19 protein-coding genes and 1 pseudogene are annotated in these 23,799 nt (G+C 69.7%); 8 read left to right on the top strand and 12 right to left on the bottom strand.

Annotated elements, in window-relative coordinates:
• Positions 1-81: 81 nt before the first annotated feature.
• A complete protein-coding gene (locus ACIREE_RS27030; protein ID WP_404157266.1) occupies positions 82-1,410 on the bottom strand; it encodes a beta-propeller fold lactonase family protein in 1,329 nt (442 codons plus the stop codon).
• A gap of 640 nt (positions 1,411-2,050) precedes the next feature.
• Between ACIREE_RS27030 and ACIREE_RS27025 the strand changes: the two genes are divergently transcribed.
• Positions 2,051-2,638, top strand: a complete 588-nt coding sequence (locus ACIREE_RS27025; RefSeq protein WP_404157263.1) for an exonuclease domain-containing protein — start codon at positions 2,051-2,053, stop codon at positions 2,636-2,638.
• Between the two features lie 36 nt (positions 2,639-2,674).
• Here ACIREE_RS27025 and ACIREE_RS27020 read toward each other — a convergent pair whose 3' ends face one another.
• The 5 genes and pseudogenes from ACIREE_RS27020 to ACIREE_RS27000 form a co-directional block, all read right to left on the bottom strand.
• On the bottom strand, positions 2,675-3,883 hold the full coding sequence (locus tag ACIREE_RS27020) for a cytochrome P450 (RefSeq protein WP_404157260.1): 1,209 nt from the start codon (positions 3,881-3,883) through the stop codon (positions 2,675-2,677).
• A gap of 29 nt (positions 3,884-3,912) precedes the next feature.
• Positions 3,913-5,286 carry an NAD(P)/FAD-dependent oxidoreductase gene (locus tag ACIREE_RS27015; protein WP_404157257.1) on the bottom strand — a complete coding sequence of 458 codons (1,374 nt, stop codon included), beginning with the start codon at positions 5,284-5,286 and terminating at the stop codon, positions 3,913-3,915.
• Positions 5,276-5,485 (bottom strand): ferredoxin, encoded by a 210-nt coding sequence (locus ACIREE_RS27010; protein WP_404157254.1) that lies wholly within the window; start codon positions 5,483-5,485, stop codon positions 5,276-5,278. The genes ACIREE_RS27015 and ACIREE_RS27010 overlap by 11 nt, the downstream gene beginning before the upstream one ends.
• Before the next feature lie 202 nt (positions 5,486-5,687).
• Positions 5,688-5,951, bottom strand: coding sequence for a hypothetical protein (locus tag ACIREE_RS27005; RefSeq protein WP_404157251.1), 264 nt, complete (start codon positions 5,949-5,951; stop codon positions 5,688-5,690).
• Between the two features lie 45 nt (positions 5,952-5,996).
• A pseudogene (locus ACIREE_RS27000) lies at positions 5,997-6,978 on the bottom strand (anion permease).
• 275 nt (positions 6,979-7,253) lie between these two features.
• Between ACIREE_RS27000 and ACIREE_RS26995 the strand changes: the two are divergent.
• The gene (locus ACIREE_RS26995) at positions 7,254-8,387 is read left to right on the top strand and encodes a PP2C family protein-serine/threonine phosphatase (protein WP_404157248.1); all 1,134 of its coding nucleotides are present in this window, start codon (positions 7,254-7,256) and stop codon (positions 8,385-8,387) included.
• Positions 8,388-8,626: 239 nt separating this feature from the next.
• Here ACIREE_RS26995 and ACIREE_RS26990 read toward each other — a convergent pair whose 3' ends face one another.
• The gene (locus ACIREE_RS26990) at positions 8,627-9,205 is read right to left on the bottom strand and encodes a TetR/AcrR family transcriptional regulator (RefSeq protein WP_404157245.1); all 579 of its coding nucleotides are present in this window, start codon (positions 9,203-9,205) and stop codon (positions 8,627-8,629) included.
• 266 nt (positions 9,206-9,471) lie between these two features.
• Between ACIREE_RS26990 and ACIREE_RS26985 the strand changes: the two genes are divergently transcribed.
• The 4 genes from ACIREE_RS26985 to ACIREE_RS26970 all read left to right on the top strand — a co-directional run bounded on the left by ACIREE_RS26985 (position 9,472) and on the right by ACIREE_RS26970 (position 15,458).
• Positions 9,472-9,945: a DUF4267 domain-containing protein gene (locus ACIREE_RS26985; protein ID WP_404157242.1), complete on the top strand. Its 474-nt coding sequence runs from the start codon at positions 9,472-9,474 to the stop codon at positions 9,943-9,945.
• A 325-nt stretch (positions 9,946-10,270) separates the two neighbouring features.
• A complete protein-coding gene (locus ACIREE_RS26980; RefSeq protein ID WP_404157239.1) occupies positions 10,271-11,197 on the top strand; it encodes a phosphotransferase family protein in 927 nt (308 codons plus the stop codon).
• 330 nt (positions 11,198-11,527) lie between these two features.
• Entirely contained in the window at positions 11,528-13,165 is a 1,638-nt protein-coding gene (locus ACIREE_RS26975; protein WP_404157237.1) for an NAD-dependent malic enzyme, read from the top strand.
• Positions 13,166-13,313: 148 nt separating this feature from the next.
• On the top strand, positions 13,314-15,458 hold the full coding sequence (locus ACIREE_RS26970) for an ATP-binding protein (RefSeq protein ID WP_404157234.1): 2,145 nt from the start codon (positions 13,314-13,316) through the stop codon (positions 15,456-15,458).
• Between the two features lie 46 nt (positions 15,459-15,504).
• Here the strand turns inward: ACIREE_RS26970 and ACIREE_RS26965 are convergent, their stop codons facing one another.
• Together ACIREE_RS26965 and ACIREE_RS26960 are read right to left on the bottom strand one after the other, a co-directional pair.
• Positions 15,505-16,011 carry a DinB family protein gene (locus ACIREE_RS26965; RefSeq protein ID WP_404157231.1) on the bottom strand — a complete coding sequence of 169 codons (507 nt, stop codon included), beginning with the start codon at positions 16,009-16,011 and terminating at the stop codon, positions 15,505-15,507.
• Between the two features lie 38 nt (positions 16,012-16,049).
• Positions 16,050-16,901, bottom strand: a complete 852-nt coding sequence (locus ACIREE_RS26960; RefSeq protein ID WP_404157228.1) for an SDR family oxidoreductase — start codon at positions 16,899-16,901, stop codon at positions 16,050-16,052.
• A gap of 92 nt (positions 16,902-16,993) precedes the next feature.
• Between ACIREE_RS26960 and ACIREE_RS26955 the strand changes: the two genes are divergently transcribed.
• A complete protein-coding gene (locus ACIREE_RS26955; RefSeq protein ID WP_404157225.1) occupies positions 16,994-17,371 on the top strand; it encodes a winged helix-turn-helix transcriptional regulator in 378 nt (125 codons plus the stop codon).
• Positions 17,372-17,422: 51 nt separating this feature from the next.
• On the opposite strand, the gene ACIREE_RS26950 is transcribed toward ACIREE_RS26955, so the two are convergent.
• From ACIREE_RS26950 to ACIREE_RS26940, 3 genes are all read right to left on the bottom strand, one after another.
• Complete coding sequence (locus ACIREE_RS26950; protein WP_404157223.1) at positions 17,423-18,637, bottom strand: ATP-binding cassette domain-containing protein; 1,215 nt, start codon at positions 18,635-18,637, stop codon at positions 17,423-17,425.
• Positions 18,607-19,047 carry an ABC transporter substrate-binding protein gene (locus ACIREE_RS26945; protein WP_404157220.1) on the bottom strand — a complete coding sequence of 147 codons (441 nt, stop codon included), beginning with the start codon at positions 19,045-19,047 and terminating at the stop codon, positions 18,607-18,609. The genes ACIREE_RS26950 and ACIREE_RS26945 overlap by 31 nt, the downstream gene beginning before the upstream one ends.
• 116 nt (positions 19,048-19,163) lie before the next feature.
• The gene (locus ACIREE_RS26940) at positions 19,164-22,772 is read right to left on the bottom strand and encodes a choice-of-anchor D domain-containing protein (RefSeq protein WP_404157217.1); all 3,609 of its coding nucleotides are present in this window, start codon (positions 22,770-22,772) and stop codon (positions 19,164-19,166) included.
• Between the two features lie 312 nt (positions 22,773-23,084).
• Between ACIREE_RS26940 and ACIREE_RS26935 the strand changes: the two genes are divergently transcribed.
• Positions 23,085-23,774, top strand: a complete 690-nt coding sequence (locus tag ACIREE_RS26935; RefSeq protein WP_404157214.1) for a TetR/AcrR family transcriptional regulator — start codon at positions 23,085-23,087, stop codon at positions 23,772-23,774.
• The last annotated feature ends 25 nt before the right edge of the window (positions 23,775-23,799 follow it).

Here is a 23,799-nt window from a genome sequence, read left to right as displayed (position 1 = left end):
CCCCGAAGTTCGCGGTCACTGCCGCCGCCCTCTGGTCGTGGGTGCCTGGTGGGCCGTCTCGGCCCGCCAGGCACCGGGAAGTCAGGGGCAGGTGGCGAGGATGATGGAGATGACGGTGCAGGTGGCCGACGCGCTGTCGTCTGCCGGGTCCGGGTCGGTGGGTGCGGAGGCGGTACGGGTGCCGGTGACCTTCACAGGGCCCAGCGACAGCAGACGCAGCGGGACACGGAACGACTTGTTCACGCTCGCGCCGTTGGCAATGGCCCCGTAGGTACAGGTCACGGTTCTGGTGATGGTGGTGCACCCGGCGGGCAGGTTCGTGGCGGAGGCGCCCGGAGGCAGGGATGCCTTCACGGTGGCCGAAGTGACCGTGTTCGGACCGGTGCTGTGTGCGGTGAGGGTGTAGGTCAGGTAGGGCACCAAGATGCTCAGATGCGGCTGAGCGGTGAGGTTGACGTCGATGTCCGCCGTCGGCTGCGAGGAGCCGACGGCTATGCCGTAGGGGCCGGTGAACCCGCTGATCGTGGCAGTGACGGCGTTGCTTCCGGCGTCGATCACCGAGACGGTGTCGTCAGCGCGGTTGGTGGCACGGACGGTCGCGCCGGACGGGTCGACCTCGACGCCGGCGGGGCTGTCGCCGACCGGGACACTCGCCGTCACGGTATGGGTCGCCGTGTTGATCACCTTCACGTCATCACTGCCGGCATCGGCGACGTAGGCCGTGGTGCCGGACGGGTTGAACGCGACGGCGTTCGGGGCGGTCCCGACCTCGATGGTGGCGCTGACCCTGTTCGTCGCGGTGTCGATGACCGAGACCGTGGTCCCGCCGTTGTTGGTGACGTACGCGCTGGCCCCGGACGGGCTGAACGCCACACCGGAGGGGGCGCTCCCGACCGGGACGGTGTCGCTGACCGTGTTCGTCGCCGTGTCGACGACCGAGACCGTGGAGTCCTCATTGTTCGTCACATAGGCGGTGGTGCCCGACGGGCTCACCGCCACGCCGTTCGGGCCCGCCCCGACGGGGACAGTGGCGCTGACGGTGTCCGTCGCGGTGTCGATGACCGAGACCGTGGTACCGCCGCTGTTGGCGACATACGCGCGGGTCCCGGACGGCGTGAACGCCACGTTGAGGGGATTCCTGCCGACCGGGACGGTCGCCGTGACCGCGTCGGTCCCCGTGTCGATCACCGAGACCGTGGCGGCATCGAAATTGGTGACATAGGCGTGCGTGGTGGCCGGGTTGACCGCCACACCGACAGGACTGTTGCCGACGGGGATACTGCTGGTGATCGTGTTCGTACTCGCATCGATCACCGAGACGGTGTCGCCATGGAAGTTGGCCACGTATGCCGACGGGCCGTCGCCGGTGAGTGCGGGCGCAGGCGCCGACAGCGCCACCAGCCCTGCCATCGTCAGAGCGCCGGCAGCGGCGAAGGACGTCAGCGCCCGCCGCCGACGCGGGAACCGGCGCGGTCTTGCAGGTCTTGCAGGTCCAGAGGTCAAGGGAGTCCCCCTTCATCAGGTCCGCACTCTGACGGCGGAGCCGAAGGACCCCGGGGACCGGCAGTGGTGCGGTCGCGCAAGCCCCATCACCAGCGGTCGACTCCACCACCGAGCGACAGAGCCCCATACCTCGCGTACCGCACCCCGGGGGCGCACTCGCTGCCCAAAGGTCACGGCACACTTGCTGCGCACCATCACGGCACCCCCCAGGGCCGCAACAGCCTTACCCCGTCCGAGTACCGGCAGACCAGCACCCATGGGAGTCACCAGCATCATGACGCTCCCCCAGCAACTCCGGAACGGGACCTCGACAGTTGTCCGCATTTGGCCAGAAGCTGGCCATCCGGCAACTTGACACGGCGTGCAGGTCCAGCCTGGGCGCACTTCGCAATTCCTTTACGGCTACCGGAAGTTCTTGCGCCGGCCCGGTCGGAGGTTGAGGTTGTCCTGGGGACGCCGGCTCGAAGAAGGGTGCTGTTGGCGGTGACGGAGTGTACGTGTGGAAATTGGGTGTCGGAGCCGGGCGGGCATCCCTAGCCTCGGTCCCATGCACCACGAATCAGCCCTGCTGAACGTCATCGATGTGGAAGCCACCTGCTGGGCTGGGCAGCCGCCGCCCGGCTCTGTGAACGAGATCATCGAGATCGGTCTCACGGTCGTGGACGTGTCGGCACGGCGCCGTGTGTCCCGGCATCGCCTCCTGGTTCGACCTGCCCGGTCGGCGGTGAGCGACTTCTGCACCGAACTGACCGGCCTGACCCAGACCGAGGTGGACCGCGGCGTCACCTTCGCCGAGGCATGCCGGATCCTCGTTGAGGAGTACGGGGCCGGGGAGCGCCCCTGGGCGAGCTGGGGCGAGTACGACCGTAGGCAATTCGCTCGGCAGAGTCAGGCCGACGGGACGGTCTACCCCTTCGGCTGTCCGACGGAGCGCACCCATACCAATGCCAAGGCCGCTTTCGCCGCGTTCTACGGGCTGCGCAAGAAGCCCGGCATGGATCACGCTCTACAGATCGCCGGACTGCCGCTCGAGGGACGCCACCACCGCGGCGAGGACGACGCGTGGAACATCGCCGCACTCGTCCTCCATCTGTTGGGCCGTGAGGCATGGCCGGTCGCGGCCGCAGTCGTCTGACGCGTGATGCGGATCGTCCGGGCAGCCGCTGCGCTGTTACCACTCGACGTGAAGGTGCCGGGGCCCTCGCAGTATCGCGCTGTTCCGATAGGGGGGAGGGTCTTCGACCAGGGTGGCGGTGGTGAGGCGGGATGCCAACGCGCCGAGGGCGATCTGGGCTTCGATCCTGGCCAGGGGCGCTCCGTAGCAGGAGTGGATGCCGCTGCCGAAGCCGAGGTGCTGGTTGTCCGGGCGCGCGGGATGGAACCGGTCGGGGTCGCGGAAGCGCCGCGGGTCGCGACTGCCGGAGGCCAACACCAGTACCAGGGGGGCGCCTTGAGGGATGGTGGTGCCCGCGATGTCGAGGGGGGCGAGTGGGGTGCGCGGCAGCATGTGGACCGGGGGCTCGTAGCGCAGCAGTTCCTCCACCGCGCTCGGCAGCAGTGCGGGCTCACGGCGCAGGAGGTCCAGTTGGTCGGGGTGGCGCAGCAGGGTGAGTACCCCGTTGGTGATCAGGTTGACCGTGGTCTCGTGGCCGGCGATGAGCAGCAGCGCGGAGGTCGCTGCCAACTCCTCGCGGGTGAGTTCTCCGGGCGGGCCCGGATCGTTGACGAAGGCGGAGAGCATGTCGTCGCCCGAACCGCCTCGGCGCTGCTCGGCAAGGCCCACCAGGTAGCGACCCATCTCGTGCCGGGCCTGCTCGCCGACCGTCTCGCGCTTGCCGGGGTCTTCGCCGGGCCCGATGTCGATGGAGTCGATGACCGTGGTGGACCACTCGCGGAAGACCGGTTCGTCCTCACGGGGTACGCCGAGCAGTCGGCAGATGACGGTGACGGGCAGCGGATAGGCGAAGTCGTCGACGATGTCGATCCGCGCGCGACCTTTGAGCGGTGCGATCAGTTCCTCGGTGATCCGGAGGATCTCTCCTCGCATCGCGTCGATGCGATGCGGGCTGTGCGGCGGACCGAACGGCCGCATGGCCATGCTGCGCAGCCTGTGATGCTCGGGGTCGTCGCGCCTGATGAAGGCGGGCGGTTGCTGTCCCTCTTCCGGGGCGATTCCGCGGTAGGGCGCGGCGCGGTTGCGCTGGTCCGAGCTGACCCGCGGGTCGTGGAGCAGGGCGACGATGTCGTGGTAGGTGCCGACCAGGTAGCTGCCGTCCGTCTGCCGCACCACACCCGCCTCGCGCAGTTCCGCGTACAACGGGTACGGGTCGGCGCGGTTGGTGTGGTCGGTGATGCGCCGCAGCAGAGTGTCGACGGCCATGGGAGTTCCTCCCGGCGGGGACGTGATGGTCAGTCGGCGGACCGCACCACGGTCAGCCGGCGGTCCGGCAGGTGACCGGTGAGCGCGACGGTGGGGCCATGGGAGAGCCCGGTCGCATCCGGTACGTCGGACGGGATGGGGAAGTCGGTCACCAGAGGGCGGCCGTCTGCCGCGCCGGGCCCGGGCGGGAACGGGGCGGCGGTTTCGATCAGACCCTGGTAGTGCTCCAGCCACTTGGCCATGTTGACGGTGACCGCGGCGGTGACGCGGCCCTGATAGCCGTAGACCGCCACCAGACGGCGTTCGGCGAGCGACCCCTGGGCGATGACTACCTGGTCGGAGAAGACGGGCACCCCCACGGACTTGATGTTGTATCCGAACTGGGTGGACCAGAAGACCGGGACCGCGAGGTGCGGGCGCCGCAGCGGCCCCGGGCACACCATGTTGTGGGCCGCCACTTCGGCCTGCGCGACCGCGTTGCCCCAGTGCTCGAGGGAGAGCATCTGGTACTCGAACAGCGGGTGCGGGAAACGGGCGATGTCGCCGGCCACGAAGATGTCGTCGGTGACGATCCCGTACATGTCCACGGCCCGGCACCCGGCGTCGCAGGCGACTCCGTGGGGGCCCGCCGCAAGTCCGGCGTCGGCCAGCCACTCGATGTTGCGGACCGCGCCCAACGCTACGACGCAGAGGTCCGCGTCGATGTGGCTGCCGTCGGACAGGTCCGCACCGCGGAACCGGCCGTTCTTCCCGTGCAGCGCGAAAACCGTCACCCCGCACCGCAGGTCCACACCGTGCGCCCGCTGCATTCCGGCCGCGAGCTTCGCCAGCGTGCCGCCGAGCGCGCCCACCAGCGGGCCGGGCCCGCGCTCGGCGACCGTGACCTCGATACCCCGCTCCCGGCAGGCCGAGGCGATCTCCGAGCCGGTGAAGCCCGCACCGATGACCAGGACCCGGCGTGGCCCGGACGCCAGCCGATCGGCCAGGATCGCGGCGTCCTCGCGGGTACGCAGGGTCAACACCCCGTCCAGGGCGGCCTGATCCGCATGAGGCCAGGGCCGCGCCCGGGTTCCGGTGGCAATCAGCAGACGGTCGTAGGGAAGCGGGTCGCCGTCGGCCAACAGCACCCGCTTGCCGAGCGGGTCGAGCCCGGTGGCCCGCACACCCAGTCGCCACTGGGCGTCCGGGTCCCGCCGCATCGGCAGCCCGGTGGTGTCCGCCGCCGCGGTGCCGAGCAGCACCTGCTTGGACAGCGGCGGCCGGTCGTAGGGCGGATGGGGCTCATCTCCGACGACCGTCAGGGAGCCGGTGAAGCCCTCCTCACGCAGCGTCTCGGCGGCCCGCAACCCGGCCAGCGAAGCGCCGACGATCACGATCCGGCCCTCGCGCAGATCACCGGACACCGACGCCCACCTCCTCCCCCAGGAGGATCGCCCGCACCGGGCAGGCCACGACGGCTTGGCGCACCCGATCGAGCTGCTCGTCGGGGACATCCGCGCTGTACAGCAACGCCTCTTCCCCGTGCAGCTCGAAGACCTGCGGAGCGAGGAAAACGCACTGCGCGTATGCCTGGCAGCGGGTGAGATCCACGACGATCCGCATCCCGGGCCACCCCCTCCCTGCGTCGGCCCAGCCTTCCCTCAGTAGGCTCCGCGGGACCCAGCGCGTCAAGGCACAGCGGTCACCATGGCCGGGAACGTCGCGCGTGCCTGTTGAACAGCGTGTGTTGCCGCAGGCAGATCGCGCCCCAGTTCGTCGTTGCACTCTTCGCTGACGTACGTGACCAGAGAACAGACGTGGTCCGTCAGTGCAGTTGCGGAATGATGAGGTACAGCCCGTAGCAGACGGCGGCCGTGCAGGCCAGGAAGCACATACCTGCGACTGCGAAAGACAGAACACCGCTACCGCTGCCACTTCGGTTACCGCAACCACAACCGCTACCGCCCCGGGCCGGGTACTCCCGGGCACTCAGAACGCGCACGCCCAGTGCGAACATCGTGACGACGCCCACGGTGACGCCGATACTCACTGCGGCCACCTGCCCCAGGGCGCTCCAGTCCACTGCCATCGCAGTCCCCTCTTCCCTCTGTCACTTCGCGGTTTCGAGCCGCGTTCAGCCTGCGGTGGCCGGAGCGTGTACGGCGACCGAGGGGCTGTCGTTGACGTTGTCCGCGTCAACCGGGTTGCGCCGCGAGAGCGCCACGATTCCGCCCGCTGCCGCGACCGCGCAGACGCCGATCAGGACGGTCCCCGCGGTCCCCCGTGCACGACCGCGCTCGCGGCGAGAGTGCCGACGGCGGCTGCGGTCGGCAGCGTCACACACCACGCCGCGACCATACGGCCCGCAGTACCCCAGCGGACCTCGGCCAGCTTCCGGCCCCGACCGGCGCCGAGGATCCCGCCGGAACACACCTGGGTGGTGGAGAGCGCGAACCCCAGGTGCGCCGACGTCAGGATCACGGTCGTGGCCGCAGTCTCGGCGGCGAACCCCTGCGGTGACTGGATGTCCGTGAGCCCCTTGCCCCTGGTCCGGATGATCCGCCGGCCGCCCAGGTAGGTACCCGGTGCGATGGCGAGACCGGCGGAGGCGATGACCCACAGCGGCGGCCCCGCATCGTGCCCGAGGGCTCCCACGGAGATGAGCGTGAGCGTGATGACGCCCATCGTCTTCTGTGCGTCGTTGGTCCCGTGAGCCAGGGAGACCAGCGAGGCGGACGCGATCTGCCCCAGCCGGAATCCCCGGGTGACCGTCTTCTCCTGCCACCGCCGGGTGAGCCGGTGGGCCAGGTAAGTAGCGATCAGCGCGGCGGTGCCGGCCACCAGTGGTGACGCGAGCGCCGGAAGGAGGATCTTCTGCACGACCTGATCGAAGTCCACGCCGTGACGGCCCGCTCCCACCCATTGGCGACTTCGGTGGACAGAAATGCGCCGACGAGGTTCAGGACGCCGCTGATGAGAACCGCCGTACGTGGACTCAGTGCTCCGGTGGCGATGGAGGTCGCCATGGCGTTCGCAGTGTCGTGGAAGCCGTTGGTGAAGTCGAAGGCCAACGCCGTGACGATCACCGCCACTACGAGCAACGAGATGTGGTCCATCTTCGCAGTGAAGCGCGGCCGCGTGGACGGCACCCGACATCGAGGCGAAGGCTTGAGCAAGGCCCGGGACCCCCTGCGCTACCCGCGGTGCGCCTACCCCAACTCACCGTAAGAGAAGGAGAGTTGAGGGCTCTCGCCTTCACCGCGCCGGGCCGCCGGCGCCGTCGCAGGCACCGGGCTCGCAGGACGTACCGGCACGGCGAGGGCGGCCCCTGCCTCGCCGGTCGCCCGTCCCTGCGCGCGCGAGCCGGGTCGGCGCGGTGTCGAGAAGAATGATGCCGCTGCGTCTCGGAAGACCTTCCCGACCGGTGCGGACGGGCCGGGCACTGGTCGCCATCCCGATCGCCTGGATCGTCGCGGTGTCCGTGATCGACGTCCTTGCGCCGCCCGACATTCATCTGGGCCCTCTGCTCGTCGCAGCCCCGGCGATCACTCCGTCGTTCGGCGGTCCACGGACGGTGGGGCTGGTAGCTGCCCTGGCGGTGATCGCACAGACGCTCGTCGGGGTCCTGCGCGACCCCGACGAACTGCTCTCGGCCAACCACGAGGCACAGATCGTGGCCCTGCTGCCGGCGGGAGCCAGCCTCGTCGTCTTCTGCGTCGTGCGGGAGCGCCGCGCACAAGAACTGCGACAAGTACGGTACGTGTCCGAGGCTGCCCAGCGTGTGGTCCTGCCTCCACTGCCCAGGCGGATCGGACCGCTGCGCGTCGCCTCTCTCTACCTGGCCGCGGAGGCCGAGGCCCGGATCGGCGGGGACCTGTATGCGGCGGCACGTACGGCCTCCGGCACTCGGCTGATCATCGGCGACGTGCGCGGTAAGGGCATGACGGCGGTCCATGACGCCGCCTTGCTGCTGGCGGCGTTCCGCGTCGCGGCCCATCGTCGGTCGAGCCTGAGCGAGCTGGTTGCCTACCTCGACCGCAGTGTGTGCTGGGATCTGATGGAGCCGGGTGAGACGGGCCGCTACGGAGAGACCTTCATCACCGCCACCGTCCTGGATATTCCGGACCGAGGCGGCCAGGTCCAGATGGTGTCCTGCGGGCACCCGCCACCCATCGCCCTCCACAACGGCCGGCCGATGGCGAGGGGCGCCCTGCGCCCGGCGCCTCCGCTGGGCCTCGGTGAACTGGTTCATCCGCGCTACCACGTCGAGAGCTTCCCCCTCGACCCCGCGGACCTCCTGCTGCTGCACACGGACGGCGTCACCGAGGCCCGCGACTCCGCCGGCGTTTTCTACCCGCTCACGGAACGCATCACCGGCTGGACCGAGCAGGACCCCGACGCCTTCCTCGACCGCCTCCGCCGTGACCTGCTGCACCACGTCGGCGGACACCTGGACGACGACGCCGCCATGATCGTCTTAGCGCGCCCCGCCACGCCGGACAGCGGCGCCTCCGCCGAGGAGTGACCGCGGCATCCGGGGTCGCCGTCGTAGACCTCGCCGCCTGCCCCATCCAGCCGATGCGGTGCCCAGTGTCCAGAAACCGCCCGATCATCACGCGAGCCAGTCCGGCTTGTTCGCCATGACTTGTTTGCCAAGACGTGCCCTCGCTCCGCCTCACCGCCCGGCAGCGGCCCGGATCCGAGGACTACGCGTGCGAGACGTACAACTCCCGGCCCACCGCCGCGTGCCGCCGCAACGGTGTGTCAAACCACGGCAAGCCGGTCCACCAGCAGCTCCAGCCTCGGCCCGGCATCCTCCGGCAGCAGCCGTCCCGCCCGGCTCAGGGTCGCAAGGCCGTGCAGGGACGCCCAGAACACCTCGGTGAAGAACCCCGGGTGGACGCCGTCCCCGGCGACCTCGCCCAGAGTCTCCAGCAGGGCGGCGAAGGCGTCTTTCAGCGGCTCCGGGGTGTCCTCGTCCGCGAAGGCCAGGCCGCCGTCGAGCTGGAACAGGGCGTCGTAGACCGCCGGGTTGCGTGCGGCGAAGTCGAGGTAGGCGCGGGCGAGCGCGGCGACCCGTTCGCGCCGGCCGTCCGCGGCACAGGTCGCGGCCCGAACCGCCGCGGCCATCTCGACGGCGCCCGCAAGGGCCACGGCGCCGATGATCTCCCGCTTGCCGCGGAAGTGGCTGTAGAGGACGGGCTGGCTGTACTCGATGCGCTCGGCGAGGCGGCGGGTGGTGACCGCGTCCCAGCCCTGCTGCTCGGCGAGTTCGCGGGCTGTCACCACGATGAGGCGCTCGCGCTCCACCCGTTCGCGCTGCTTGCGTTCCTGTACCGACATGGCCGAATTCTAGCACCGCTAGACAATCAAGCGGCGGTAGCACTAGCGTTGGTCCATCACCTAGCGCCGCTAGACATGCGAAGGGTCGTCATGCTCAATGCACTCCACGACGTCCGCGTCGCCGCCTTCATCGCCGCCTTCACCTGCTGGTCACCGCCCTCGTCTGAGCCCTCGGGCCGACCCCGCGCCGCCTGATCAGGTCCCTCACGACCCAGCAAGCTCCACGGAGCTGGCCAAGCCGACGAAGACTCGCAAGGAGAAGAACTGTGTCGCTGAAGAAGGTCAACACCGTCTTGGCCGCCGCCCTCATCCTCTTCATCCTCTGGTTCGGGGCGGAGTTCATCCTGAGCCCGGAGACGACGGCGCAGGGCTTCGGCCTGCGGAGTCGGCCGTCCGGCGACGGCGGCGGCTTCCTGATCATCAAGGGAATCCGCGACGTCGTACTGGCCCTGGTCCTGGTCATCCTGCTGGTGACGGGCCACCGCAGGGCGTTGGGCTGGGTGCTGCTGGTGGAAGCCCTCGCCGCATACGGCGACATGACCACCGTGCTGGCCCACCACGGCTCCGTGGCCACCGCGCTCGGCGTGCACTGCCTGACCGCGACCCTGATGGTGGTCAACGGCCTGTTGATTCTGCGCGAGACCCGCGAGACCCGCGAGGCCACGGCCGCTCCGGCTGCGGGGACCTGCCTGCAAGGCTGCGACAGGTCACAGGTCCCGGTGTCTGCGTTGCGCGCATGACGGGCGCCGCACGATGGTTGATTCGTTGAGAAATGCGGCTGGCAGTGGCGCGGGGACCGGCCGCTTCGCTCCCAGGTGGCGCCTGCGAGGTCTCACGGACTCGTGTACGAGGTGACTACCGGCGGGGATGGGCGGGGGCCGTCAGGGGCCCAACAGTCGCCCGCCGTCCGGCTCCTGCGTGCCCCTTGAGCTGCGCGGAGCGGGAAGATGGAAGCACCACCCCTCCTCTGTTCTCGGGGGCGAAGAGTACGGCGGCCGCGCCCGTGGCGCCGGCCCTCCGGATCCTCGCGTTCCTGACCGACCCTCGCCGCCGGATGGAGCGTTCATGACCGACTTGCGACAAGCTCACGGCGCCGCTCGCGCGATCGCCGCCGCTGCCCTGGGTCGAGACGTCGGCCCCATGGCCACCGCCGAGAGCAACTCCCACCACGTCTATGTCGGCTCGCACGCCGTCGTGAAGATCATCGAAAGCGACGGCCACGTGCGACTGAACCGGGAAACGGCGCTCGCACCCCACCTCCCCGCCCGTCTCACCGCCCGCTTGCTCGACAGCGGGCTCCACCGGCTGGGCACGCTCGACATCCGGTACGCCTGCTACGCCCGCGCACCGGGGGCAAGCCCCGGCATCGGGCTGCCCGGGACGGACGGCGCGACCGCACGCTCGTTGGCGCGGGCGGCAGTCCGCCAGCTCGGCCTACTGCACAGTTGGAGTCCCTCCGGCTCCGCCGAACGGATACTGAGGGAGTCCCCGGGTGACGGCGGGTTCACCGGCCAGGCCGCGCTCTTCGACAGCATGGAAAATCTCGCCGCCCTGGACCGGCACGGCACCGTACCCCGCCGTCTGCTCGACGGCTTGAGGGCGATCGCAGAGCACGCTCCGCCGCACGCACGGTCGACCGTCCCGGTTCACGCGGACTGCCATTGGGGCAACTGGCTCGTGGATGAGCGGAACGAGGCCACCCTCCTGGATTTCGAGTGGGCGCGCTTCGGCGAACCTGCCGACGACTGGTTCTTCCTGGCCCGGTTCAGCGGCCCCCACACGCACATCGTTCTCGACGCCATCGCCGAGGCGACGACGAGCTCAGTGGAGACCCTCCGAGCAGAATGCGAGATCCGCGAAGCGGCCCACCTCGCTTCCGATCTCTGCCTCGCGCTCGAACACCCCGATACACACGCCCGGATAGCCGCGGACAGGCTCCGTGCACTCGATGAACTCATCATCGGGCGCTTCTGGTGGCGCCACACCCGCTGACGCACGCCCGCTTCCGCAACTGGACCGGCTGAGCGGCTTCCTGACCACAACGGACACCCGCAGGGTGCGGCGGGCTCGTGGCGCGCACTCCGGCCCGCGCGCTCACACATGAGGGGCTCAGCGTCACACACGGGGGAATGCGACGCTGAGCCGGTCATCACCGTAGTCGTGCACGCCCTCGCCGGTGGCTCAACTCTCGTACAGGCGGCGGAAAATGAACGGCGGAAGGCCGGCAACCGCCAGCTCACGTCGGTTGCTCTGGTCGGCTCCTCATCCATAGGTGGCGTGTCGAGGGTGTGATCGCCGCCACTTGCCCATGACCATGGCTCCATGAGCGATCTCACCGGCCCTGCCCTGCTGTCCGATCCGCTGTGTACGAAGGGAACCGCGTTCACCGAATGCGAGCGCGCCGAGCACGGGCTGCGTGGGCTGCTTCCGTACTCGGTGACCAGCCTGGACGAGCAGGTCCGCCGCTCCTGGGGGCAGATCGATCGGCAGGCCGACGACCTCCAGCGATATGTGTACCTGCGTTCCTTGCAGGACCGCAACGAGGCCCTCTTCTACGCCGTGCTGGCCCATGACGTACCGACCGCACTCCCCCTCGTGTACACCCCGACCGTCGCCGAGGGATGCGCACACTTCTCCGAGCTGTGGCAACGTCCGCGCGGGCTCTACCTGTCCTGGCCCCACCGGGAACAACTCGTGGAGATGCTGCGCAACCGCCCCCGTAAGGACGTCGACGTCATCGTCGTCACTGACGGGCAGCGCATCCTCGGCATCGGTGACCAAGGGGTCGGCGGGATGGGTATCCCGGTCGGCAAGCTCTCGCTCTACACGTTGATCGGAGGCATCGACCCGGCGCGTACCCTTCCGGTCCTGCTCGACGTCGGCACCGACAACCCCGATCTGCTCGACGACCCGTTCTACCTGGGATGGCGACACCGTCGTATCGGCGACGACGAGTACTTCGCCTTCGTGGACGCGTTCGTGGAGGCTGTGCGGGCCGAGCTGCCGGAGGTGCTGTTGCAGTGGGAGGACTTCGCCACCCCGCACGCGGCACCGATCCTGGATCGTTACCGAGACCGGCTGCTCACCTTCAACGACGATATTCAGGGCACGGCCGCCGTCGCGCTCGGCGCGTTGCGCGGGGCGGGCAAAGTCGCCGGCGTCCCGCTGAAGGAGCAGCAGGTGGTGATGGTCGGCGCGGGTTCCGCGGGCATCGGCGTCATGGACATGGTTCGTCAGGAGATGGTCGACGAGGGCCTGTCGGACGCGCAGGCCCGTGCCCGCTGCTGGATTCTCGACGTCCATGGCCTGCTCACCACCGATCGCGACGACCTCGCGGAGGACCAGCGTGCCTTCGCGCATGATCCCGCGGACGTCACAGGCTGGGGCACGCGAGGGACCCCGCAGTTGGCGGATGTCGTCGAGAACCTGCGGGTAGGGGTCCTGCTCGGACTCTCCACGGCCCAGGGTGCGTTCACCGAGAAGATCGTCCGGGCCATGGCCGCGAAGGTGGACCGGCCGATCATCTTCCCGTTGTCCAACCCCACAGCGAACGCCGAGGCCCGGCCGGCAGATCTGGATGCGTGGACCGATGGCAAGGTCCTGGTCGCGACGGGCTCGCCCTTCCCACCGCTTCACCGGGACGGCGTCGACGTCCCCGTGGCGCAGTGCAACAACGTCTACGTCTTCCCGGCCGTGGGACTGGCGGTGACGGCGGCGAGGGCGAACCGGGTGACGGACGCGATGATGCGGGCCGCGTCCCGGGCGCTCGGTGACGCCTCTCCAGCTCTCTCGGACAAGAAGGCACCGCTGCTCCCGGCGTGGGCGGACGTTCGGGACGTGGCCGATGGCATCGCGCTGGCCGTGGCGCGGCAGGCCGTCGCCGACGGCGTCGCACCGGACGCCTCCGACGACGACCTGCGTACCGCGATCCGGGACACCCGATGGACGCCCGGCTACTGAGAACCCGCATGGGCCGGGATGGGGGTCCCCTGGCTCCTCGACAGCACGGCCGCTGACCGGACAGGTGAATCGAGCGATAACTCTCCCCCGCCCCCCGCTGAGTTGATAGCACTGACGGTGCAAGGAGCCTCGGCACGGGAGTTGAACCATGGCAGCGGACGACAAGCAACGAGAGCGGCGGGTGGGGGAACTGCCCCGGGAGGCCGGTGAACTGGTCGGTCGGCGGAGCGAATTGGCGCAGGTCGTGCAGGCGTTCGGGCCACACCGCGTAGTGACGCTCGTGGGGGTCGGCGGTGTGGGCAAGACGCGGTTGGCACAGAGCGTCGCCGCCCGGTTGCAGCCGGGCCTGAGCGACGGAGCGTGGTGGGTCGCGCTGTCGGGTCTGCGCGACGCGGAGGTGCTGCCTCACGCCATTGCCGAGGCGCTGCCGATGGCACACCAGACAGCCATACCCGTGATCGATGCTCTGGCGCGCTATCTCGCCGAGCGAAACATGCTGCTGGTCCTTGATACGTGCGAGCACCTTACGCAGGAACTACGGCCCCTGGTCGAACGGTTGGTCGGAGCCTCACCGGGGCTTCGGATCCTGGCCACGAGCCGGCGTCCGCTGGGAGTGGCGGTGGAAGAGGTCCTTGCCGTGGAACCGCTGCCGGTTCCTGGGCCGGCAAAGGGGCCGGAAAGAGGGCCGCACGCCGACGCCTTGGTGTTGTTGGCCGAACGGGCGGCCGACGCGGTCCCCGGATTCGCGGTCACTGAGGCCGGCCGGGCCGATCTGGAGCGTCTGTGCCGCCAGTTGGAAGGCCTGCCTCTGGCGATCGAGCTGGCTGCGGCCCGGTTGCGGGAACTGTCGCCGGCCGAGCTGGCCGACCGCCTGTCGGACCGCGTGTCGGACCGGTTCTCGGTGCTCGACGAGGCCAAGGCCGAAGCCGAGGCCGCCATCGAGCACGCGGATCCCCTCTGGCATCGGGCGCTGCGCACCACGATCGGCTGGAGCCATCAGCTGTGCACTCCGGCCGAGAGGCTGTTGTGGGCGCGGCTGTCGGTGTTCGTGGGGAGCTTCGACGCAGAGGGCGCCGTGCAGGTCTGCGGCGACGACCGCCTGGATCGCGAGGAGATTCCTCACCTGCTGGCCGGACTCGCGGACAAGTCGATCATCACCTGGGAACCGACGGCGGCCGGTGAGCGATACCGGATGCTGGACACGATCCGCGAGTACGGTGAGGAATGGCTGCGGAGTCTGGGCGAGGGGCGCGAGTTCCGCCGCCGGCACCGCACCTGGTACGTGCGCCTCGCCCGGGACGGCGATGCGGCCTGGATGGGGCCCGACCAGTACATCTGGTACGAACGGATGCATGCCGAACTCGATAATCTCCGGCTCGCCCTGGAGTCCTGCCTCGGTTCTGCCGACAGCCGGATCGGCCTGGGAATGGCCGGAGACCTGTGGTTCCTCTGGTACGCGTGCGGCCTTGCCCGGGAAGGCAGGCATTACCTCGACCGCGCGCTGGCAGCGTTCCTGGGGCCGAGTCCGCTTCGGCTGAAGGCTCTCTACGCCCAAGCCCTGGTGCTGACCGAGTTGGGCGACCTGCCCGCGCTGGAGGAGCGCTCCGCCGAATGCACCGCCTTGGCGGCGCGGTTCGGTGAGGCCGAGGACAGCCTCGCGAAGTCCGCGGCCGTGGTGACGGCGGCGCTGCGCGGGGACGCGGTCACGGTGCTGAAGCTGACCGATGAGCTGCACGCCCGGCACAGCCGGTCGCCCGAGGCCATGCTCAGCGTGCCCGGCCTGGGTTCTCTCTCGGTCGGAAGCCATGCTCGTATCGCCATGGGGATGCCTGAGGATGCCCTGACGGGCCTGGACGAACTGCGGCGGGTGTGCGACATCTCGGGCGAGACGTGGATGCGCGCGTGGGGCGATTCCATCCGCGCCCAGGCGGAGCTTGCCCTGGGACGCATCCACGCCGCTGAGCACTCCGCCCGGGCGTCGCTCTCGGTCAAGCACCGGATGCACGACAGCTTCGGCTCCGGCATCTGCCTGGAGGCGATCGCCCAGTGCGCGATCGCCGACGGCCAGGCCGACCGGGCGGCCTGTCTGCTCGGCCTGGCACATCAGCTGTGGGACACCCTCGGCCGACCCCAAGTCGGCATTCCCACCTGGGTGGCAGCCCACGAGGACTGCGTCAGCCGCACCCGTGCGGCGCTCGGCGAGCCGGCCTACGACCGCGCCTTTCGCACCGGCTTCCGGACCGACCTCGACGCCGGGATCGCCGAGGCCCTGAACGGCGTCCTGTCCGCCTGAGCGGGACGAGTCCGATCCTGCGCCAAGGGGAGCCGGATCCAGGGCCCTAGTCGCCGGTCGTGCCGTCGAGCATCTCGCGCAGGATGTCCAAGTGGCCGTTGTGGCGGGCCGTCTCCTCGATGAGGTGAAGGAGGATCCAGCGCAAGTCGACGTGGAGACCGTCGCGGACGGCTCGCTGAGCTTGCTTGTCCAGCCCGTTCCCGGCGACCAACTCGCGGTAGCGTGCGCTCTGTTCGGCATACTCGTCGAGCACCTGCGTGAGCGGGAAGTCGACGGCGATACGCATCTCGCGGTCGGGGTCCTCCTCTGTCCAGGGGCCCTGGTCCTCCTCGCCGAGGAAGACCACTTGGAACCAGTAGTACTCGACCCAGCGGAGGTGGTTGATCACTCCGCTCAAGGTCATCAGCGGTGAGCCCGGCAGGAGCGCCTTGTGGGCGTTCTCCGCGGAGACGCCCTCACACTTGGCGCGGGCGGTGCCACGCGCGTAGTCGAGAAACGTGGTGAGCTGGGTGCGTTCGTCCCAGGCGGGCGGCGTGTCGTCGATTCTGGTCATCGCGCAAAGCGTCCCCGATCACCGTCACCGATGTCGAGCTATTTGGGCGAGGAGCGGAATGCGGCAATGTTGCGGGTGACCCAGCCGCTGAAGGGGCGCGGGGCGCGGCCGAGGACTCGCTGCACATCTGGGCTGATCCGCAGTTCCGCGGGGTTGGGGGCGGCGATGATGTCCAGGGTGTCCTCGGCGAGCTCCGCCGGTACGTACTGGGTCATCGCGGCCCTGGCCTCGTCGCGGGTGAGTTCGTGGAACCGCACCGGCGAGCCGAGCACGGCGGCGATCGCCTGCGCCTGCTGACGCGGCGTGATCACCTCCGGCCCGGTCAGCTCGTAGACCCCGCCGGTGTGGCGGTCGTCCAGCAGGCAGGCCGCCGCGACCTCGGCGATGTCCGCCGGGTCGACGACCGGAACACCGACGTCACCGAAGGGCGCGGCGACCGTTCCCCGCGTGCGAACGGATTCCGCCCAGCCCAAGGCGTTGGAGGCGAAGCCGCCCGGTCGCAGGACGGCCCAGTCCAGGCCTGACTCCCGCAAGGCGTCCTCCAGCTCGCGCATCGCGACCCGCGTCGGGCCGAGCGGCCTGGTCGCCACGCCCTGCGAGGACAACAGGACGATCCGCCGGACCCCGCAGGCCGCGGCCTGGGCAATGATGTCGGCCGGTCTGGCCTCGGGGGCGTGCAAGCCGCCTGACAGCAGGAGGAACAGCGCCTTCGCCCCGTCCAACACGGGTGCGAGCCCCGCCGGTTCGGCCAGGTCTGCCGCGACGTGCCGGACGCCGTCCGGCACCGTCGCCGCGTGCCGCGATACCGCCGTCACTTGCTCGCCCGCCTTCGCAAGGGCCTCCGTCAACGGCCGACCCACATTTCCGGTAGCCCCGGTCACCACGATCATGTTCAGCTCCAAGTCCGTTGTGCGCTGTGGCAATTGACGCTAGAAGACGGACTTACATTTCGTAAGAACATACCTAGAGGTAAGCTCCGAACATGAAAGAAGGCGCGCAGCTGACGCAGGCCGGGGTGTCCCCGCGGTATGAGGTGTTTCACACCGACTGCCCCGCACGCGACGTGGTCGACCACGTGACCAGCCGGTGGGGCATCTGGGTGCTGATCTCCTTGCGGAGCAACAACCTTCGCTTCTACGAGCTGCGCGAGAGCATCCGGGGCATCAGCGAGAAGATGCTCGCGCAGACCCTTCGCGCGCTGGTCGAGGACGGCCTGGTCTGGCGGAAGGTCGAGCCGACGACTCCGCCGCAAGTCACGTACGGGCTGACCGAGTTCGGCCAGGACATCGGTGAACCGCTGACGGACTTGTTCGACCGGATCACGCAGCGGCTGCCACCACGGAGCGACGGCGATCTCTAGCGGGATCGGCGCGGAACGTGTCACGGTGCCGGTCGGTTTCTTCGCGTCACGTCACGGCGGCGGCAGGGAAGTGAGGCGCGGGACGGCATCGCGCAGGGTGCGGGTTGCGGGGTGCTGAGGGTGGTGGAGTACGCCGGCGAGGTCGCCTTCCTCCACCACACGGCCGCGGTGCAGGACGAGCACGCGCGGACAGAGCTGCTCCACGACCGCGAGGTCGTGGGAGATCAGCAGGCAGGAGAGCCGGTGCTCGGTGCGGAGCCGGCGGAGCAGGTCGAGGATGCTGGCCTGGACGGTGGTGTCCAGCGCGCTGGTCGGCTCGTCCAGGATCAGGAAGCGCAGCCGCACGGCCAGCGCGCGGGCGATCGCCGCACGCTGGCGCTGGCCGCCGGAGAGCTGGTGCGGAAACCGCGCGGCGTGCTCGGCGGTCAGCCCCACGTCGGCGAGCAACTCGGTGACGCGTTCCGGCTCGGTGCCGCGCCGCACCATCCGGTGCGCCCGCAGCACTTCGCCGATCGCCCTGCCCACCCGCATCCGCGGATCGGGTGCGCCCTCGGTGTCCTGCACGACGATCTGTACGGCACGCCGGTAGGGGCGCGGCCACCGCGTCCCGTCGAGGTCGACGCCGCGGAAACGCACCGTGCCGCTCGTGGGCGCCACCAGACCCAGCAGGCACCTGGCCACCGTCGTCTTGCCCGAACCGCTCTCGCCGATCAGCCCCAGACCGAAGGGGCCCTCGGGCAGCGCGAGGCTCACGCGGTCCAGCACGGCCGTGCCGCCGTACACGACGGTCACTTCGCGCGCCTCAAGCGCCATCGGCGGCCCCCTCGTCACAGCTGTCGCACGGTCCTGGTCGCCGGGCAGGTCCAGCGTGGTGGTGTGTCCGAACATGCCGTCGGGGATAACGCCGTCGGAGGCCACGAGGGCGCCCCTGCTCGCTTTGACGAGTTCCCCGTAGTCGAGCGCGTCCGCGACCGCCTGGCGCACCCGGATGTCGTCCAGCGGCTTCTTCTGGGTGTTCAGCAGGCCGATCAAGGTCTGCCACGAGGGCCGTTCGTACACGGTGAGGTTCGGTCGGCCGCGCAACGTGTCCACGAGCTGCGGCGGCAGCCCACCGGCGTAGGTCCCCTCGCCCGCACGCATGAGCTGTGCTTCGGTGGAGGACTGTGGCACCGCCTGGAAGACCACCTTGGTGTAGCGCTTGCCGCGCCATCCGCCCCAGTAGTCCTTGAAGGCGGTCAGCTCCACCTCGTTCTCACTGGATCCCACGAGGCAACCGTGTACGGCCCGGTGCCGCGAGCGGTGGCCCGGTAGTCCTTGGTGTCGTCGGCGACCGCGTAGATCCAGGCCGCGTAGGTGGCGGAGGCGATGATGTCCAGCGGTGCCGGGCGGGACAGCTCGAAGCGGACCTGCCGCTTCCCGGTCGCGGTGATCCTCCGCACCGGGTCCCACACGTACGAGGCGCTGGCCTTCAGCCTCATGGTGCGCTCGATGGATGCCTTCACCGCCTCGGCGGTCAGCGGGTGTCCCGAGTGGAACCGCGCGTTGTCCCGCAGGGTGAACGTCCAGGTCCGCCGGTCCCTGGACGAAATCCACCGGGTCGCGAGCACCCCCTCGGTCCTGCCGGTGCCGGCGTTGTACCGGGTGAGCGTCTCGTACATGTTCGACAGGGCCACCACTTCGTCCGAGTAGGAGGGGCCACCCGGACGAGCAGGGCCGTTTGCGCCGTCCGGAAGCCAACTGTCGTCCCCTGGTCCGGCGCCGTTCGAGCGGCGCCGGACCAGGGGCGGTCACGTCAGGAATCCCAGACCTGGAACTCCGAGAGCTGGCCGGCAGGCCAGCTGGTGTTCGCCGTGAAGTTCAGCCGGAAGTAGCGTTGGCTGGTGGCGGTGAACGTGAGGGTGACCGTGTTGTTGGCGGACGGGGTGAAGGAGTAGGCGGCGGAGGACTTGACGGTGGTGAAGTTCGAGCCGTCGGTGCTGCCCGTCAGGGACAACGTCTGGGTGCGGGCCTCCCAGCCCGCGGGGAGCTGGAGGACGACGCGGCTCGCGCTCTTGGCCGCGCCGAGGTCGACCTGCGCCCACTGCGGGAAGGCGTTGTTGGCGCTCTCCCAATACGTGCTCTGGCTGCCGTCGGTAACGTGGGAGGACGGGTAGACGTCGGCATGGCTCGACTCGGAGGTCGGGCGGCCCGCCGCGAGATCGGTGCCGGCCGAGCCCGTTCCCGTACCGCTCAGGGCTACGGTCAGTGGACTGTTGGACGCGTTGCTGGTGACCGTCAAAGTTCCGGTGCGGGTGCCGGACGCTGTCGGCTTGAAGGTGACGCTGACATTGCAGGAGGCTCCGGAGGCGAGGGAGGAGCCGCAGGTGTGGGTCTGGGCGAAGTCGCCGGTGGCGGTTACGGAGGAGATCGCCGCAGACGTGTCACCGGAGTTGGTGACCTTCACGGTCTGCGCGGCGCTGGTGCTGCCCGGCGCCTGGCTCGCGAAGGTCAGGGAGTCGGGTGACGCGCCGAGGCTCGCCGTCGGCGAGGTGCCGCCGCCCGGGAAGATCTGGAAGTCGGACAGCTGGCCCGCGCTCCAGCCGGTGTTGGCCGTGATGTTGGCCCGGACGTACCGCGCGTTCGCCGCCGGGAAGGTGATCGTCACGGAGTTGTTGCCGGAGGACGGGTCGAAGGTGTAGGCCGCCGAGGCCTTGAGCGTGGTGAAGGAGGAGCCGTCGGTCGAGCCCTGGATCGAGAGGGTCTGCGAGCGGGTGGCCCAGGCGGTGGACGGCGGCAGCTTGAGGACGACCTTGCCGACGCTCCAGTTCCTGCCGAGGTCGACCTGCGCCCACTGCGGGAAGGACGTCGTGCTCTCCCAGTAGCTGGAGGCGTCGGAGTCGGTCAGGTTTCCGGGGGCGTAGGGGTTGTTGCTGGAGCTGGCGGACGCGCTCTGGCCCGCCGCGATGTTGGTGGAACTGTCGATGCCGGTGCCGCTGAGGGACACCTTGGTGGGGCTGTTGTTGGCGTTGCTGGTGACGGTGAGGGTGCCGGTGCGCGTGCCGCTGGCGGTGGGCTTGAAGGAGACGGTCACCGCGCACGAGCCGCCGGCCGCGATGCTGGTGCAGTTGTTGGTCTGCGTGAAGTCGCCGCTCGCCGCGACCGAGGCGACGGTGGCCGCGCTGGTGCCCGAGTTGGTGAGGGTGACGGTCTGCGCGGTCGCGGTGGCGCCGACGGCGGTCGCCGCGTACGACAGGCTGCCCGGGGACGCCGAGACGACGGGGCCCGGCGCGGTGCCGGTGCCCGAGAGGGCGACGGTGTTGGTGACGCCGCCCGCGTTCACGGTCAGGGCTCCGCTGCGGGAGCCGGTCGCGGTGGGCTTGAAGGTGACGCTCGCCGTGCACGAACCGTGCGCGGCGATGGAGGAACCGCAGGTGTTCGTCTGGGCGAAGTCACCGGTCGCCGCGACGGAGGAGACGGCGGCGGCCGAGCCGGTGGGGTTGGAGACGGTCACCGTCTGCGGGGCGCTGGTCGCACCGTTCGCCACGGCGCCGAAGTCCAGGGCGCTCGGCGAGGCGCTGACGCCCTCGGCGGGGTAGGGCGGGTAGTTCGGCGTGGGCCACGGACCGCACAGCGGGGTGCCGCTGATACCGGAGTTGCCGCCGCCGTCGGTCACCTTGAAGTTGTCGCCCTCACAGCTGTAGACGGGGCTGGAGGCGCCCACTCCCGTCGCCGTGACGTTGGTGAACGTGGCCGCGCCGCCGGTCTGCTCCTGCAAGGCGAAGGTGCCGGTGCCCTGAATGGTGACGTTCTTCAGGTTGACGCCGCTGATGGTCCCTTCCACCCACTGCACGGCCTCGTACGGGCTCTGCTGGATCAGCGCGTTGGTGACATTGATCGGGCCGGTGATGGCGCCCTGGCTGCCGTCGAACCACAGCGCGCCGACGCCGAACTGCCAGTTCGGGTCGAGGCTGCCCGCGCGGACGAAGGTGTTGTCGGAGATGGTGGTGGTGCCCACCGGCGTCGAGGTGAAGCGCTGGCCGACGTGGATGCCGCCGCCCTGCGCGAGCCCGGTGTCCTTGACGAGGTTGCCGCTGACGGTGTTGTCGTGGCCGCCGTAGATCGCGATGGCGTTGGCGAGGATCTGGAGCTGGACGGTGTTGTGGGAGATCGTGTCGTAGGCGTCGGCGCCGAGCGCGGAGTCGGCCCACGTCGCGATGCCGTCGTCACCGGTATTGCGCAGGTCGCTGTTGGTGACCGTGGAGTTGGTGACACCACCATGGAAGTTGATGCCGTCGGCGGTGACGTTGCGGATCCGCAGACCGCTGAACGTCAGCTTGTCCATCGGCCCGTCCATCCAGGCGCCGACCTTGTCGTGCTCGATCCACAAGCTCGACACGGACGAGTTGCTCATCGCGCCGCCGATCCCGTTGACCTGGGCGTTGTCGTTGCGCTCCTGCACGTCACCGAAGATCGCGAAGTTCTGCAGGTGGACGTTGGTGCTCGGGGACGGCGCCGAGTTGCCGTAGAAGCCGGGGGCGGCGCCGGTGACGGTCGAGTACCACATGCCGGCTCCGGCCACGGTCACGTTGTTGACCGCGATGTGGCCCGGGATCTTGAACGTGCCCGGCGGTATCCACACCGTGCCGCCCGAACCGGCCGCCCTGATAGCGGAGTTGAAGGCGTCGGTCGAGTCCTTGGCACCGCTCGCGTCCGCGCCCTGCGCGACCACGGAGACCGACCCGGAGGGCTGGGTGAGGGCCGCGCCGACCTGCTCGAAGTCGGCGAAGTCGATCGTGTACGAGGAGGCGGTGGCGCTCGCGTCCACCTTCAGCTGGAAGGTGGTGCCCGCCGGGTACGTCGTCGGGAAGAGGCGGTGCGCCTCGTCGTAGAAGTGGTGCGGGTTGCTGCCCGGCGTATTGGTGAACGGGTAGCTGCCGTAGTACCAGCTGTAGGCGTTGGTCAGAGGGAAGTCGGCCTGCTTGGCGCCGTTCACGTACAGCGACAGCGGTGCGGTGTAGACCGAGCCGCCCGACGTGTCCGGGATGCTGTAGCGGAAGTCGATCGAGTTGGTCGCGACCGGAGTGGTGAAGGTGACGTACTGGCCGCTGCCCTTGAGGGTCACGGCCTTGCGGTACGAAGCCTCGTCGGCGAGCTGGCCCTGGGTGTAACTCGGGCCGATCACCGTGCCGTTGGTGGCGGAGTTCTCCGCCTGCACTTCGACGTAGGGCAGGTTGGCGCCGCTGCCGCCGGTCGCCGCGGACGCCGCCGCGGACACGGGCGCGGGCGCCGCGACCGCGGGCGCCGCGACCGCGGGTGCCGCGACCGCGGGTGCCGCGACCGCGAGTGCTCCCGCGGCGAACAACGTCGAGGCGCTCGCCGTCAGGGCGAGCCACCGTCTGAGACCTCTCAACGACTGAAACACCGTGAGCTCCTTGGGGACGGGAAAGCCGGATCGGGCCGTCGGCACCGCGGGCCGGACGCAACGCAGCGATGGAGCGGTGGGTCGGTGAAGCGGTGGGTCAGGGCGAACGGGGCGCAGGAGCCGGTAGGGAGAGGAGCGGCGGTGTCGGCGCAAGGGGGACCGTATTGACTCGGACGCTCAAGCGCAATATCTGGATGCTGGATTGCATATTTCTTACTAGAACTTGGAAGAGCCTTCCTTCCCGCCGAGTCTCACGCTCGGAGGACCTGGGAAACCGTTCGGTCTGCCGATCCGGGCCGATATCCTGGCGGGATGGCGGACAGAACCGGCGGCGAGCCGCAGATCGACGGACGCTCCACCCGCTGGGACGAGCACAAGGCGCAGCGACAGGTCGAGTTGGTGGACGCCGCGGTCGCGCTCATCGAGGAGGAGGGCGCGCGCTTTCGGGTGCAGCGGCTGGCGGAGCGTGTGGGTCTGCCGCGGTCGGTGCTCTATCGGCACTTCAAGGACCGCGCCAATCTGGACGAGTTGATCCGCCGGCGCGTGGTGGAGTCGTTCATGCGGCGGATGGAGCCCACGCTCACCTTCGACGGGACGATCGAGGAGGCCGTACACCGCGTGGTGGGCGCACACCTGGACTGGGTGGCCCAACACCCGCGCCTCTACGCCTACATGGGCGTCGGGGAACACGCGATGGGGGACGGGTCGCTGGTGGCGGACACCAAGACGGCCATCGCGCTGATGCTGAGTGACCGGTTCGGGGACGTACTCGAGGCGCTCGGGGTACGGGAGGCGCCGATCCGCTCGGTCGCGGTCGGGATCGTGGGGTTCGTGGACACCGCGGTCGACCAGTGGGTGCGCGATGCCCGGCGTGAGCAGTCCGAGGAGGAGTTGCGCGCGATGCTGTGCCGCTCGGTCTGGGCGGTGCTGGACGCGACGCTGCGGGACTTCGGCGTGGAGTTGTCGCCGCAGCAGCGGGTGGCGGATCTGGAGTGGGCTTGAGGAGACTGGAGCGGTCTGACCGGCT

Origin of the sequence: Streptomyces sp. NPDC102467 (assembly GCF_044765445.1) — a bacterium.
GTDB lineage: Bacteria > Actinomycetota > Actinomycetes > Streptomycetales > Streptomycetaceae > Streptomyces.
The sequence above is the reverse complement of the archived record's forward strand: the minus strand, read 5'-3'. Positions and strand labels throughout refer to the sequence as shown.

What these genes read in the sequence shown, in the direction of transcription:
- ACIREE_RS26965 (WP_404157231.1), bottom strand. Translation starts at nt 16,011, where the DNA reads ATGACCAGAATCGACGACACGCCGCCCGCCTGGGACGAACGCACCCAG.
- ACIREE_RS26970 (WP_404157234.1), top strand. Translation starts at nt 13,314, where the DNA reads ATGGCAGCGGACGACAAGCAACGAGAGCGGCGGGTGGGGGAACTGCCC.
- ACIREE_RS26980 (WP_404157239.1), top strand. Translation starts at nt 10,271, where the DNA reads ATGACCGACTTGCGACAAGCTCACGGCGCCGCTCGCGCGATCGCCGCC.
- ACIREE_RS26935 (WP_404157214.1), top strand. Translation starts at nt 23,085, where the DNA reads ATGGCGGACAGAACCGGCGGCGAGCCGCAGATCGACGGACGCTCCACC.
- ACIREE_RS26990 (WP_404157245.1), bottom strand. Translation starts at nt 9,205, where the DNA reads ATGTCGGTACAGGAACGCAAGCAGCGCGAACGGGTGGAGCGCGAGCGC.
- ACIREE_RS27030 (WP_404157266.1), bottom strand. Translation starts at nt 1,410, where the DNA reads ATGGCAGGGCTGGTGGCGCTGTCGGCGCCTGCGCCCGCACTCACCGGC.
- ACIREE_RS26975 (WP_404157237.1), top strand. Translation starts at nt 11,528, where the DNA reads ATGAGCGATCTCACCGGCCCTGCCCTGCTGTCCGATCCGCTGTGTACG.
- ACIREE_RS26995 (WP_404157248.1), top strand. Translation starts at nt 7,254, where the DNA reads ATGCCGCTGCGTCTCGGAAGACCTTCCCGACCGGTGCGGACGGGCCGG.
- ACIREE_RS27025 (WP_404157263.1), top strand. Translation starts at nt 2,051, where the DNA reads ATGCACCACGAATCAGCCCTGCTGAACGTCATCGATGTGGAAGCCACC.
- ACIREE_RS26960 (WP_404157228.1), bottom strand. Translation starts at nt 16,901, where the DNA reads ATGATCGTGGTGACCGGGGCTACCGGAAATGTGGGTCGGCCGTTGACG.
- ACIREE_RS27005 (WP_404157251.1), bottom strand. Translation starts at nt 5,951, where the DNA reads ATGGCAGTGGACTGGAGCGCCCTGGGGCAGGTGGCCGCAGTGAGTATC.
- ACIREE_RS27020 (WP_404157260.1), bottom strand. Translation starts at nt 3,883, where the DNA reads ATGGCCGTCGACACTCTGCTGCGGCGCATCACCGACCACACCAACCGC.
- ACIREE_RS27010 (WP_404157254.1), bottom strand. Translation starts at nt 5,485, where the DNA reads ATGCGGATCGTCGTGGATCTCACCCGCTGCCAGGCATACGCGCAGTGC.
- ACIREE_RS26955 (WP_404157225.1), top strand. Translation starts at nt 16,994, where the DNA reads ATGAAAGAAGGCGCGCAGCTGACGCAGGCCGGGGTGTCCCCGCGGTAT.